Source organism: Sphingomonas cellulosilytica (assembly GCF_052321755.1).
In the GTDB taxonomy this organism is placed as follows: domain Bacteria; phylum Pseudomonadota; class Alphaproteobacteria; order Sphingomonadales; family Sphingomonadaceae; genus Sphingomonas.
The window spans coordinates 68,361-81,996 of sequence record NZ_JBQRTT010000009.1 but is presented as its reverse complement, the minus strand read 5'-3'; the positions used below and the strand labels follow the sequence as shown (position 1 = coordinate 81,996).

The 13,636-nt window shown below is 66.3% G+C and carries 10 protein-coding genes; 5 read left to right on the top strand and 5 right to left on the bottom strand.

The features are described from left to right. Nucleotides 1–85: 85 nt before the first annotated feature. The 3 genes from ACTZQ5_RS13000 (at nucleotide 86) to typA (ending at nucleotide 3,697) form a co-directional block, all read left to right on the top strand. The gene (locus tag ACTZQ5_RS13000; protein WP_443585614.1) at nucleotides 86–1,222 is read left to right on the top strand and encodes an outer membrane protein assembly factor BamB family protein; all 1,137 of its coding nucleotides are present in this window, start codon (nucleotides 86–88) and stop codon (nucleotides 1,220–1,222) included. A gap of 39 nt (nucleotides 1,223–1,261) precedes the next feature. Beyond that, nucleotides 1,262–1,705, top strand: a complete 444-nt coding sequence (locus ACTZQ5_RS12995) for a hypothetical protein (protein WP_443585613.1) — start codon at nucleotides 1,262–1,264, stop codon at nucleotides 1,703–1,705. A gap of 150 nt (nucleotides 1,706–1,855) precedes the next feature. Beyond that, nucleotides 1,856–3,697: a translational GTPase TypA gene (typA, locus tag ACTZQ5_RS12990; protein WP_443585612.1), complete on the top strand. Its 1,842-nt coding sequence runs from the start codon at nucleotides 1,856–1,858 to the stop codon at nucleotides 3,695–3,697. A 319-nt stretch (nucleotides 3,698–4,016) separates the two neighbouring features. On the opposite strand, the gene ACTZQ5_RS12985 is transcribed toward typA, so the two are convergent. Further along, nucleotides 4,017–6,308, bottom strand: a complete 2,292-nt coding sequence (locus tag ACTZQ5_RS12985) for a TonB-dependent receptor (RefSeq protein ID WP_443585654.1) — start codon at nucleotides 6,306–6,308, stop codon at nucleotides 4,017–4,019. A 327-nt stretch (nucleotides 6,309–6,635) separates the two neighbouring features. On the opposite strand from ACTZQ5_RS12985, the gene ACTZQ5_RS12980 reads away from it, so the two are divergent. Then, on the top strand, nucleotides 6,636–6,995 hold the full coding sequence (locus ACTZQ5_RS12980; RefSeq protein ID WP_443585611.1) for a hypothetical protein: 360 nt from the start codon (nucleotides 6,636–6,638) through the stop codon (nucleotides 6,993–6,995). A 93-nt stretch (nucleotides 6,996–7,088) separates the two neighbouring features. Further along, nucleotides 7,089–7,361 (top strand): DUF3297 family protein, encoded by a 273-nt coding sequence (locus ACTZQ5_RS12975; RefSeq protein WP_443585610.1) that lies wholly within the window; start codon nucleotides 7,089–7,091, stop codon nucleotides 7,359–7,361. 494 nt (nucleotides 7,362–7,855) lie between these two features. Here the strand turns inward: ACTZQ5_RS12975 and ACTZQ5_RS12970 are convergent, their stop codons facing one another. The 4 genes from ACTZQ5_RS12970 to ACTZQ5_RS12955 form a co-directional block, all read right to left on the bottom strand. Next, on the bottom strand, nucleotides 7,856–9,943 hold the full coding sequence (locus tag ACTZQ5_RS12970) for a catalase (RefSeq protein WP_443585609.1): 2,088 nt from the start codon (nucleotides 9,941–9,943) through the stop codon (nucleotides 7,856–7,858). 167 nt (nucleotides 9,944–10,110) lie between these two features. Continuing rightward, entirely contained in the window at nucleotides 10,111–10,428 is a 318-nt protein-coding gene (locus tag ACTZQ5_RS12965; RefSeq protein ID WP_443585608.1) for an ArsR/SmtB family transcription factor, read from the bottom strand. 323 nt (nucleotides 10,429–10,751) lie between these two features. Next, a complete protein-coding gene (locus tag ACTZQ5_RS12960) occupies nucleotides 10,752–12,617 on the bottom strand; it encodes an ABC-F family ATP-binding cassette domain-containing protein (RefSeq protein ID WP_443585607.1) in 1,866 nt (621 codons plus the stop codon). A 448-nt stretch (nucleotides 12,618–13,065) separates the two neighbouring features. Then, a complete protein-coding gene (locus ACTZQ5_RS12955) occupies nucleotides 13,066–13,623 on the bottom strand; it encodes a helix-turn-helix domain-containing protein (RefSeq protein ID WP_443585606.1) in 558 nt (185 codons plus the stop codon). Between the last annotated feature and the right edge of the window lie 13 nt (nucleotides 13,624–13,636).

The window sequence follows — 13,636 nt, the reverse complement described above, 5'->3', positions numbered from 1 at the left end:
AGCGACCTGCCAATGTTTGGGAGCGCCTGCGTATTCCCGGCGCGACGGCTTATGGATCGAAGTGAAGGGTTGTCATGCGCGCTCCGTGAAACGGTCCCGCTCGATTGTGCGGTCTGGACCTGCCGAAGATCCGCATGGGAGTGTTCAAAAATTCATGCTCATCGCGCGGTTGATAATCATCGAAAGGTCGCGTGCGCGGCAGATCGTCGATGCAAAAAATGTCGAGCCACCTTGCCGGATGCTTGTCGATCCATTCTCGGGTGATACTATTGCGCCGGCCTTTCTCCGTACTGGTCAACATGGGGGATACATGAAACATTTGAGGCTGGGGGTGCTCCCCTTGTTGGCTTTGGTGGCGGCATGCGGCGGCAGCGATGGATCGAGCGGAGGCGGGGCCATAAGCGTCACGCCCGCCCCTTCGCCAACCCCGACACCGACACCGACACCGACACCTGCTCCCACGCCCACGCCCACGCCCACGCCCACGCCCACGCCCACGCCCACACCGACACCGACGCCCACATCGGCGACTCTGCCGATCTCCTCTCCCATTCCCAGCGACGGCAACTGGTCGACCTTGCAGGGCGATCCGGGGCACACCGGCTACGTCGCCGGGAGCTACTCGTCCGCAAGATTCGCTGACGCATGGACGATCACGACACCCAAACCTCCCAGCGATATCGCGGCTCGGACAGGAAGCGTGTTCTATAATGTGTTGCAGGCGGACGGCCATATCTACACGCAGGCCGTATCGACGTCGGGCGGTACGTCACTTTGGGGATTTGATCTGGGCGGCAACAATGTCTACCAGAATACGGCGCCATTCGCTCCAGCGTATGCGAACGGCCGCGTGGCGTCGATGGCGCCTAATAACACGTCCTCCGCGGCACCTTTTCAGGTCATCAATGCCTCGAACGGTGGTTATGTCAGCACGGTAACTTACGACGCGCAATTCAGTACCGGTAGCGTATTGACGCTCGTCGGAGATGAAGTGTTCTTCACGTCCGGTTATTATGGAAACGTCGTCTTTGACGCGAACGCCGCCACCGGAGACAGAATCTGGCGGAATGCTGACAATTCTCAGTATGGCGGTTATGTGATGCAGGGGGAAAGCGTCGCAGTCGACCAGAAGTACGTCTACTTTTTTCGAGTGGGAGCACTCTCAATTCTGAGTCGGGACGGCAAACTTCTCCAGAGTATCCAGAATCCGTTCTTTTCTTAAAACTTCATAAGTTATTTTGGGGAATACGACGGCGCTCCGATGCTGGATGGCAATGGCCATATCTTCACATATGCCGATAACTATCTGTTCGGTAAATCGTTGCCGATTATCGGTTTTGCCATCAATGGCAGCAAGCCGATGTGGCGTACGAGTTATAGCTACACGGGGCAGCCCGCAGTCCGTAGCGGGCAAATCTATGCGGTTCGGTCTTCCAGCACGATCGTCGACCTGATTGATGTGGCCACTGGTCTAGTCACGAGCTCGATCAATGTGGGCGGCAGCGGAAACCTGACCAGCAATGTGATTGTCACAGACAGCCACTTGTTCGTCGCGAATGCGACGACGACGTTCGCCGTTGAACTAAACGGCGGCAATCCTGCGCCTACATGGACCACGTCGTTTGGCGGCAACCTAGCCATCACGCCGGATGGATATCTGATCATTTCCACCAAGACGGGTCTGCACGCGGTGAAGCTGAGATAGGGCCGCGATCGCTCGGCGGTTGGGTGGGTGCATGCGCGGCGGTCCGCGACAGCGTGATCTCCGTCATCTATCCGCCGCCGCCACCCCCTTCCCGCGGCGCAGCATTTCGGCTATGGGCGCGCGCAATCCATCTTCACATCAGGAATTCCCATGAGCCTCCGCAACGTGGCGATCATCGCGCACGTCGATCACGGCAAGACGACCCTGGTCGACCAGCTGTTCCGCCAGTCGGGCACCTTCCGCGACAACCAGCGCGTCGAAGAGCGCGCGATGGATTCGAACGACCTCGAAAAGGAGCGCGGGATCACCATTCTCGCCAAGCCGACCTCGGTCGACTGGGCGCCCCCGGGCGGCGGCGAGACGGTGCGGATCAACATCGTCGATACGCCGGGCCACGCCGACTTCGGCGGCGAGGTGGAGCGCATCCTGTCGATGGTCGATGGCGTCGTCCTGCTGGTCGATTCGTCGGAAGGCGCGATGCCGCAGACCAAGTTCGTGACCGGCAAGGCGCTGGCGCTGGGCCTGAAGCCGATCGTCGTCGTCAACAAGGTCGATCGCCCCGACGCGCGCATCCAGGAGGTGCTGGACGAGGTGTTCGACCTGTTCGTCAGCCTCGATGCCAATGACGAGCAGCTCGATTTCCCGGTGCTCTATGCCTCGGGCCGCAACGGCTATGCCTCGACCGACATGGACGCGCGCGAAGGCACGCTGATCCCGATGTTCGAGACGATCGTCAGCCACGTGCCGGCGCCGAACCTGGACAAGGACGCAGCCTTCACCTTCCTGGTGACGCTGCTCGACCGCGACAACTTCCTGGGCCGCATCCTGACCGGCCGGGTCAACTCGGGCACGGTGAAGACCAACCAGCCGATCCACGCGCTCGACAATGACGGCAACGTCGTCGAGGTCGGCCGTGCGTCCAAGATCCTGTCGTTCCGCGGCCTCGATCGCGTGCCGGTGGAGGAAGCGAGCGCGGGCGACATCATCAGCCTTGCCGGCCTCACCGTCGCGACGGTCGCCAACACGATCGCCGACACCAGCGTGACCGAGGCGCTGCACGCGCAGCCGATCGACCCGCCGACGCTGTCGATGCGCTTTGCGGTGAACGATTCGCCGATGGCGGGTCGCGAGGGGACCAAGGTGACGAGCCGCATGATCCGCGACCGCCTGTTCCGCGAGGCCGAGTCCAACGTCGCCGTGAAGGTGACCGAGGCGGCCGATCGCGACAGCTTCGAGGTGGCGGGGCGCGGCGAACTGCAATTGGGCGTGCTGATCGAGACGATGCGGCGCGAGGGCTTCGAACTCGGCATCAGCCGCCCGCGCGTGCTGTTCGGCGAGGACGAGGACGGCAAGAAGACCGAGCCGTACGAAACCGTCATCATCGACGTGGACGAGGAGCATTCGGGCACCGTCGTCGAGAAGATGAACCTGCGTAAGGCGGAGCTGACCGACATGCGCCCGTCGACCGGCGGCAAGACGCGCATCACCTTCTCCGCGCCCTCGCGCGGCATGATCGGCTATCACGGCGAGTTCCTGTCGGACACGCGCGGCACCGGCATCATGAACCGGTTGTTCGAGAAGTATGGCCCCCACAAGGGCAACATCGAAGGCCGCAAGAACGGCGTGCTGATCTCCAACGGTGCGGGTGAGGCGCAGTCCTATGCCCTCGGCCCGCTCGAGGATCGCGGCATCCTGTTCGTCGGCCACGGCGAGGCGCTGTACGAGGGCATGATCATCGGCGAGAACGCCAAGACGGACGACCTCGAGGTCAATCCGATGAAGGCGAAGCAGCTGACCAACTTCCGCGCCAGCGGCGGCAAGGACGATGCGATCCGCCTCACTCCGCCCAAGAAGATGACGCTGGAACAGGCGATCGCCTATATCGATGACGACGAGATGGTGGAGGTGACGCCCAAGTCGATCCGCCTGCGCAAGCGCCACCTCGATCCGCACGAGCGCAAGAAGGCGTCGCGGGCCAAGATGGCGGCGTAACGCTTTCGGTGGGTTCGAAGAGGGGGCGTCCGGGGAACCGGGCGCCTCCTCTTTTGTGGGCGCGGGGGTATCCGTCATTGCGAGCGAAGCGCGGCAATCCAGGGCGTCCTGATCCAGCTCTGGATTGCTTCGCTCCGCTCGCAATGACGGGATGAGGCGGAGCCTATCCTCACCGTTAGCGCTGAGCTTGTCGAAGCGCGGGCATGACGCTCGACGTGCCTTGCCCTTCAGACTCAGGGCGAACGGGGATAGGTGGCGGGTAAGAAAAAAGGGGGCGGCGCCTTGCGGTGCCGCCCCCTGCCGTCTGGTACAGGTTCGCTTATTTGAACCGGCCGCTCACCGACAGGCCGATGATGCGGGGTTCGTTGAAGACGGCGGCCATGTAGTTTTCGATCACGCCCTTCAGGTTCTTTTCGTTGGTGATGTTGCGGGCGAAGGCGGCGACTTCGAAGCGGTCGTCGGGGGTGGTGTAGCCGATCTTCAGGCCGCCTTCGAAGTTGCCCGTCGCGTAGAATTCGCGCGTCCTGTAAAGCACGAAGTTGGTGTAGCCCTGGATGTTCCAGTCGGTGGCGGCGAACACGCGGCCGCCGTTGCCGAGCGGCACGTCGTAGCGCGCGGTCGCATCGAGGTTCCAGCGCGGGGCGTTGGGCAGGGGATTGCCGTCGATCTGCGCGAAGACGTTGCTGCCGATGCGGATCGTCGGATCGAGCACGGTGCAGACCACGACGCCGTTGAGGCCGCAGACCTGCGCATAGACGCGCTTGTCCCGGATCTTCGACGACAGGGCGCTGGCGCCCAGCGTCAGCGTCAGGTTGGGGATCGGGCGGAATTCGCTATCGATCTCGATACCATAGGCGCGTGCCTTGTCGGCGTTGAAGAGGACGCCGTTGCCGAAGCTGTCGTTGCCGTTCAGCTGGATGTCGTCGACCGTGTAGGTGAACAGCGACGTGTTGAAGCGCAGGCGGCCGTCGAGCAGCAGGCTTTTCGAGCCGACTTCGTAGCTGGTGATCGTCTCGCTGTTCGCGGTGGTGAAGTCGGCGTTGAACACCGCCGAGCGGCCCTGGATCGTCGGGCCGCGGAAGCCGCGGGCGACGCGCGCGTACAGGCTGTTGTCGGGATCGACCTGATAGAGCGCCGACACGTCCCAGCTCGGAGTCGTGTCCGACAGGCGGACGTAGCGGCGGCCGGTGTAGGTGGAGACGTTGGCGACGGTGTTCGCGGTCTTGAGCAGCGTCGTCTTCTTGGTGTCGTCGGTTTCGCGGAAGCCGCCGGTGATGGTGAAGGCGTCCGTGACCTTGAAGCTCGCCTGGCCGAACAGCGCCCAGCTGGTGTTGACGTTGTGCAGGCGCACCCAGTTGTTGGGATTGCGCGCCGCCGTCGTCAGAAAGAAGGCGCGCTGGTAGAAGTCCGTGGTGTCGTTCTGGTTGAAGTAGAACCCGCCGACCTGCCAGGTGAAGCGATCCGCCGAGGGCGAGGCGAGGCGGATTTCCTGCGTATACTGGCCGAGCGCGCGGACGTTGCCCTGGCTCTGCCCGAAGCCGTTGGCAACGCCGTTCACCGGATAGTTCGCGGCGGCGCCGCCGTCGGTATCGCCGCGGCTGAAGCCCGACGTGGTTTCATAGGCGCTGATCGAGGTCAGCGTGACGGGCCCGAAGTCGTAGGCGGCGTTCACCGACCAGCCGTAGGTGTCGTAATCCTGCGGGTTGTTCTTGCCCTCGTCATAGGCGACCGCTCCGCGCGGTTCGGCGGCGACCGAGTTCGAGCCCTTCTTGAGCGCGGCGCGGTGGAACAGCGTCGAGGTGCCGTCGTAATGGCGGGCATGGCCCGACAGGTTGACCGAGAAGGCATCGCTGGGGGTCAGCAGCAGCTGGAGGCGCACGTCGCGCTCGTCGAAGCCGCCCATCGCATTCTTCTGCGGCGTCGGCGTGCCGTCCGCGCTGACGCCGGCGAAGGTGTTGTCGACCCAGTCGTTGTGATGCTGGATCAGGCCGGACAGGCGGAAGGCGACCTTGTCCGCGATCAGCGGGCCGCCGACGCCGGCATCGAGCGTCGTCGTCGCATAGCTGCCGATCGAGGCGGAGGCGCGGCCCTGCCAGGTCTGGCTCGGGCGGATGGTGTCGAACTTGATGATGCCCGCCGTCGTGTTGCGGCCGAACAGCGAGCCCTGCGGGCCGCGCAGCACCTCGACCTGGTTGACGTCGAACACCGGGTTCGACTTCAGCACGACGTGTTCGAGGACGACATCGTCCTGGATGATGGAGACGGGTTGGCTGGCCCCTAAGTAAAAATCCACGTTGCCCAAACCGCGGATATAGAAGCGCGGGAAGATGCGGCCGGTCGTGGTTTCGGCATAGAGGCCGGGGACGCGGCCGGAGAGCGCCAGGATATCCTCGCCGCCTGCCTGGAAGGCGCGCAGGTCGGCGCCGCCGACGACGGCGACCGACAGCGGCACGCGCTGGAGGTTTTCCGAACGGCGTTCGGCGGTGACGACGATATCGCCGAGGTCGCCGGCATCCGCCTGCGCGGCGGCGGCGGGCGTCGCATCGGTCGCGGGGGTGGCGGTTTGGGCGAACGCAGGCGTGGCGCCGGCGGCGGCGCCGAGCAGCAGCATGGTCTTGAACAGGCGGGTGGTCACGATAGTCCCCTTTTGGTGTTGGAGGGGAGCCGTCGGCAGGCACCCGCGTGGGCCGTTGCCCTGACGCGGATCCGTGCGCGGATGATGATGACCGCCCCCCGGCGTCGCGCGTGCGATAGGCCCGGATTGTGTCGGATTCGTGAATGGGGATTGCCGGCGGTCGACGCTGCCGGGCGGGGCGGGGTTAAACATTGGATGAACACGACATTCCGGCCCGGTTCAGGGCGAATCACCTAGGAGGCATGCAACACGCTCGCAGTCTCACGCGTTTTGCCCGGGCGTTGTCATGAGGAGTTCGACGTCATGAATGCGTTGATGAAGAAGGCAGGTCTGGGGATCGCGCTCGCTGCCACCGCGCTGACCGCAGCGGCGCCGGCGGATGCGCAGCGCTGGGGCGGCTATCGCCATCGCGGCGGTGGCGATGTCGCCGCGGGTGCGCTGCTCGGCGGGATCGTCGGCCTGGGCATCGGTGCGGCCGTCGCCAGCAGCAACCGCGACCGCTATTACGACCGCGGCTATTATTACGATGCGCCGCCGCCGCCGCCGCGGGTCGTCTATCGCGACCGCTATTATGCGCCCCCGCCCCCGCCGCCGGTGGTCGTGCGTGAGCGTTATTACGATTACGGGCCGCGCTACGGCTATGGATACGGCTACGGCTATTGAGCCGCAGACGGTTTCGTCGGGAAGGCGGCGCGGACTTCGGTTCGCGCCGCTTTTTCGTGGCGGGCGCCGATGGTTGCCGTTAAGCGCGCAGGGATGACCGATACGCCTCCCGATCGCCTGTCGACCGATCCGTCGAGCCCCCATTTCGACCAGGCCGCGCTGGAGCGCGGCATCGGCATCCGCTTCAAGGGCATCGAACGCCGCGACGTCGAGGAATATGACCGCCCGGCCGGCTGGATCCGCGTGGCGCTGGGCAAGAAGGTGGACCGGCACGGCCGCCCGCTGACGATCAAGCTGACCGGTGAGGTCGAGGCGTGGTTCGAACGCCCCGCGGCCGGCGCCGATGAGGATGCGGCCGAGGGCTGAGGGTTTCGGGCCGCGCACGTCGCGTGTTCGGACTTGCGCGGGGGCGGGTGATCGATCGCGGTCCGTCACGTCCCGGCGGGTTCGCGGCGATCGATCCACTTGTCGCGTCCCGTTTGCCGTGGGTCCGGCGGAGGGCGGGCTGCCACGGGCGTGCCGCTTGTGGCGAGCGGCCCTTCGACAGGCTCAGGGCCAACGGGTGTGGGGCGAGGGTGTGCCGTCCTGCCCGAAGCGGGCGGTTTGCCCTCCGGCATGGGCCTGTGCACCACGAGCCTTGTGTTCACTGACATCCCATCTGCCCTGAGCCTGTCGAAGGGCGGGCTGCCACGGGCGTGGCGCTGGTGGCGAGCGGCCCTTCGACGGGCTCGGGGCGAATGGGGGTGGGGTGAGGGTGAGCCGTCATGCTCGAAGCGGGCAGGACTGCGGGTCTGCGCCGTAACGTTCGCAATGCGGGTGGCGGCAGGCCCGGACGGTGGGTCCGGGCCTGCGGCGCGTGGTCAGGCGAGGGTGCGGACCTTGGGTTCGCGGTCCCAGTAGCGTTGCTTGGCCGCGTCGACGAAGGCGGCGAGGTCGGTGACGCCCTCGTCGGGTTCGACGCCGGCCTTATCGAGCAGCGGCTTGGCGGCGGCGTTGTGGCCGATCGCCTTGAGGTGGCCAAAGGCGTCCATCACCCATTGCACCGCGGCGCCTTCCTTCACCAGCTTGGCGGCCGCCTCTTCGGACAGGATCACCGCGCAGGCGTCCACCGTCACCGAAGGCTGGCCGAAGAGCTGCGCGTCGGCGGCGAGCGTCGAGCCGTCCGACAGGGGGACCTTGCCGACCTTGGGCGCGATCGTCATGGCGTGGCCGCCGGCGGCCTCGATCCTCTGCTTCAGCGTCTTGAGATCGCCCGCGTCGGTGCCGTCGGCGATGAGGATGCCGACGGTGCGGCCCTCCAGCGTATGGACCTCGCGCGGGCCGCGGATGATGCGCAGCGCGGGCGAGGGGTCCATGTCGAGCACCGGCGCCGCGGTCGGCGCGGCGTCGGGCAGGTCCATCGCCAGCCCGTCGGCGACGCGGGTCGCCAGATCCTCGTCGACGTTGCGCAGGTTGGCGAGCATCGCGACGCGGATATGCTCCAGGCTGACCTTCGACAGTTCGAAGACGAAGGCAGACGCGATGTGCGCCTGTTCGGCCGGGTCCATCGAGCGGAAGAACAGCCGCGCCTGACTGTAATGGTCGGCGAAGCTTTCCGGACGGATGCGCAGCTTCTGGCCCTGTTCCTCGGACGGGAAGGTCTTGTAGCCCTTGTCCGGGTCCTCGCGCGCGCCGCCTTCCTCGCCGGCGCGGGCGAGGCTGTTGGGTTCGTAATTGGCGCGGCCCTTGGGGACCGCCATCTGCATGTGGCCGTCGCGCTGCTGGTTCATGAACGGACAGCCGGCGGCGGCGGTGCGGCCCTTGGCGGCGTTGATCGGCAGCTGGTGGAAATTGACCGAGCCGAGGCGCGAGAGCTGCGTGTCGGTGTAGCTGAACAGCCGGCCCTGGAGCAGCGGATCGTTGGAGAAGCCGATGCCGGGCACGACATGGCTCGGCACGAAGGCGGCCTGTTCGGTCTCCGCGAAGAAATTGTCGGGATAGCGATCGAGCACCATGCGGCCGACGATGCGGACCGGCAGCACCTCTTCGGGAATGATCTTGGTCGCGTCGAGCACGTCATAGGGCTGGCTGTTGGCGAAATCCTCGTCGAACAGCTGCACGCCCAGTTCCCATTCGGGGAAGTCGCCGCGATCGATCCGTTCGAACAGGTCGCGGCGCTGGAAGTCGGGATCGGCGCCGGCGATCTTCACCGTCTCGTCCCAGATCGTCGAGGCGAGGCCGGCCTTGGGCTTCCAGTGGAACTTGACGAAGGTGCTCTTGCCCGCCTTGTCGATGAGGCGGAAGGTGTGGACGCCGAAACCCTCCATGTTGGCGAAGGTGCGCGGCAGCGTGCGGTCCGACATCGCCCACAGGATCATGTGGGTCGATTCGGGCATCAGGCTGATGAAATCCCAGAAGGTGTCGTGCGCGGTCGCCGCCTGCGGATAGCCGCGATCCGCCTCCATCTTGGCGGCGTGGATCAGGTCGGGGAACTTGATCGCATCCTGGATGAAGAAGACGGGGATGTTGTTGCCGACGAGGTCCCAATTGCCTTCGCGGGTGTAGAATTTGACCGCGAAGCCGCGCACGTCGCGCGGCGTGTCGATCGAGCCGGCGCCGCCGGCGACGGTCGAGAAGCGGACGAACACCTCGGTACGCTGCCCCTTCTTCTGGAACAGGTCGGCGACCGTGATGTCGGCGAGGCTGTCGGTGCATTCGAAATAGCCGTGCGCCGCCGAGCCGCGGGCGTGGACGATGCGCTCCGGGATGCGCTCGTGATCGAAGTGGTTCATCTTCTCGCGGAAGATCTCGTCCTCGATCAGCACCGGGCCGCGGGCGCCCGCCTTCAGCTGGTTCTGGTTGTCGGCGATCGGCGTGCCGTGATTGGTGGTCAGCACCGGATGATCGGCATCGGCGATCTGGTGCGTTTCGCCGCCGTGTCCGGCGTTGCGGGCGAGCGTATCGGTCATCGGGGAATCCTCGTGGTTCGAGGCGCCAACGGTTCACCGATCGGGCGGTTGCGGGCGTGCGGGAAGGCTGTCGGTACGCAGGCGGACGTTGACAGCTGTGATCTGGATCATTGTCCTGTGAAAGCAGATGCTTAGGCGGCTGGACGGGGGATGCGGAATTTCTGTCGTCAGTCGGCGTCGGGGATGCGGACGGCGGCCCAGTTGCCGGCGATCGCGTCCAGCGCGGTGCGGGCGGGATCGAGCGCGCCGGGGTGATAGCTGTAATGCGTCTCGCGACCGGAGCGGATGGCGCTGACCAGGCCGGCGGTTTCGAGCACGCGCAGGTGCTTGGTGACGGCCTGGCGGGTCATGCCGGCGCCGGCGGCGAGGCGGGCGATCGGGCGCGGGGTGCCGCTGCGCAGCGTGACGAGCAGCGCGAGGCGGGTCGGGTCGGCGAGCGCGGCGAAGAGGCGGGCGGCGTGTTCGGGTTTGCGGGTGGACGTCATGCGCAACCTTTTGGTTGCGGTGGTGGCAACCGATCGGTTGCGGTTTAGCGGGGGTGGGGGAGTTGGGCAACCGGAGGGTTGCGGGCGGGTGGGTCGAGTGGAAGTGCGATCGATTCCCCTCCACCATTCCGGACTTGGTCCGGCATCCACCGTGCCGCACCCAATAGGCTATGGGTTTTGCGGCACGGTGGACCCCGGAACAAGTCCGGGGTGACGGAGATATTAGGATGGCCCCTTCACCCGAGCCCGGCAGCTGTTCCAGCCATATGCGATAGCCCTGCCCCCGGGGAGGGAGGTAGGGTGCGGATGTAGAGGCTCGTGATTTACGCCGCTTCCAGCGCCTCGTTCGCTTCCATCCAGAGCGCCTCCGCCGTGTCGATCTGCGTCTGGACGTCGGCGCGGCGTTGCAGGAGGTCGCTCATCGCGAGTTTGGCGAAGCGCGGTTCGGCGGACTTGGGGTCGAACATCGCCTGGTCGAGCGCGTTGCGGTCGGCGGTGAGGCGGGCGATCTCCGCCTCCGTCTCGCGGATCGTCTTGCGGCGGGCCTTGTCGGCGTCGCGGTCGATGGGGCGGCCGATCGGCTTGCCCTTGTCCTTCTTGCCGCCCTTGCCGCGTTCCTCGGGCTGCTTGTCGCCGGCGAGGACGAAGGCGATGTAATCGTCGAGGCTGCCGTCGAACTCCGTGGCGGTGCCGCTGTCGACCAGCACGAGGCGGTCGGCGGTCATCTCCAGCATGTGGCGATCGTGGCTGACCAGCAAGACGGCGCCGGTATAGGCGTTGAGCGCCTGCACCAGCGCCTCGCGCGCGTCGACGTCGAGGTGGTTGGTCGGCTCGTCGAGGATCAGCATGTGCGGCGCGTCGCGGGTGATGAGCGCGAGCGCGAGCCGCGCCTTCTCGCCGCCGGACATGCGGCCGACCTTGCCCGTCGCCTTGTCGCCCGAAAAGCCGAAGCGGCCGAGCTGCGCGCGCACCGCGGCGGGGCTGGCGCCCTTCATGGTGCGGGTCATGTGCTCCAAGGGCGTGTCGTCGGCGTCGAGCTCCTCCACCTGATATTGGGTGAAATAGCCGACCTTCATTTTACCGGATGCGTTCATGTCGCCGTCCATCGGCGCGAGCTGCGCGGCGAGCAGGCGGGCGAGCGTGGTCTTGCCGTTGCCGTTGCGGCCCAGCAGTGCGACGCGATCGTCGGGATCGAGGCGCAGGTTGAGCCGCTTGAGGATCGGCGTCTCGGCATAGCCGACGCTCGCCATATCGAGCGTGATGAGCGGGGGCCTGAGTTCGGTGGGATCGGGGAAGTCGAACGACAGCGAGGGATCGTTGGCGAGCTCGGCGATCGGCTGCATCTTGGCGAGCATCTTCTGCCGGCTCTGCGCCTGTTTGGCCGTGGAGGCGCGGGCGGAATTGCGGGCGACGTAATCCTGCAGCTTGGCGCGCTGCGCGTCCTGGTTCGCCTTGGCGGCGGCGAGCTGCGCCATGCGCTCGGCGCGCTGGCGCTCGAAGCTATCGTAGCCGCCGGCGTAGAGCGTGATCTTGCCGTTCTGGAGGTGGAGGATGTGATCCACCACGTTGTTGAGGAAATCGCGCTCGTGGCTGACGACGACGATCGTCGCCTTGTACGCCTTCAGGAAATCCTCCAGCCACATCACCGCTTCGAGATCGAGGTGGTTGCTGGGTTCGTCGAGCAGGAGCAGGTCCGGCTGCGAGAAGAGCAGGGCGGCGAGCGCGACGCGCATCTTCCAGCCGCCCGAGAAGCTGTCGAGCGGGCGCTGCTGCATGTCCTCGTCGAAGCCGAGGCCGAGCAGGATCTGCGCGGCGCGCATCGGAGCGGTGTAGGCGTCGATCGCGATCAGCCGCTCGTAGACGTCGCCGAGCCGGTCGGGATCCTCGCAGGTTTCGGATTCGATCATCAGCGCGGCGCGTTCGGTGTCCGCGGCGAGCACGGTGTCGAACGGCGTGGCGGTGCCCGAGGGCGCCTCCTGCGCGATATAGCCGAGGCGGGCGCCGCGCGGCATGTCGGCGGAACCGTCGTCGGGTTCGAGCATGCCGGCGATGACGCGGACCAGGGTGGACTTGCCGGCGCCGTTGCGGCCGATCAGCCCGACGCGGCTGCCCGGCGGCAGCGCCGCGGATGCGCCGTCGAGGATCGTGCGGCCGCCGAGGCGCACGGTGATGCCGTTGAGGTTGAGCATGCGCGGGGCTGTAGCAGATGTTGCGGTGCGGCTAAAGTGTGGGTGCGAGGGGGGTGATCGTTCACGCGAAGGCGCGAAGACGCGAAGAGGTTCGGGCCTGGCGCCGCCGTGGTATGCGAAGGTGAGGGCAGGCTGGCATAGCCGGTGGCGCGACATCTTTGCGGCTTCGCGGCTTTGCGTGAGCCATGAATCCCAGGGCTGATCGCCATTCGCGATGAGGGCCCCTCTTCATCCTCCCCCGCCAGGGGGAGGTGGCGCCGAAGGCGACGGAGGGGGAGGGCTCCCAACGCTGGTCGTCGCTTACCTCCCCCTCCGTCAGGCTGCGCCTGCCACCTCCCCCTGGCGGGGGAGGACTGGATGTCGAATGGTCCCAGAGCTGATCGACATTCAAGATGAGGGATCCTCTTCATCCTCCCCCTGGCGGGGAAGGAATGAATATCAGTTGGTTCTACAGCGATCTCACCAGGCGGGTGGCCTGGGCGAGCCAGGCGGGCGTGGGGATCGACGTGGGGCGGGCGCCGGGGGTGAGGGGGAGGAGGAGCAGGGCGTCGCCGTCGATGCCGAGCAGGCGGGCGAAGAGGAAGCGGCCGGCGGGAAGGGGGACGAGAACGTCCTTGTTGATCGCGCGCGGATCGGGGCCGTGCACCTCGCACCAGATTTCGTCGCCGGCGCGATAATCGCCGATGCTGCCGGTGACGACCAGCGCGACGCCGCCGGCGGCAGGCTGCGGCGCGACGAGGGTGAGCGGCTTGCGGGGGGCGTGGGCGCCCTCGGCATCGAGCGTCGCGGCGACGGGCAGGTCGGCGCGATCGGGCAGGGTGACGAGATCGGCGGGCGCGACCTCCAGCGCGGCGGCGATGCGGTTGAGCCAGGCGACCGATACGGTACGCGTTCCCGTCTCCAGCCGGCCGATCGTCTGCGCGGTTGTTGGAGGCGAGCAGCGTTGCGCGACCTCGTCCAGCGTCAAACCCTTGGCCCTACGTACCTCACGAATCGCGGTAATCATCGCCGGTCCTTAA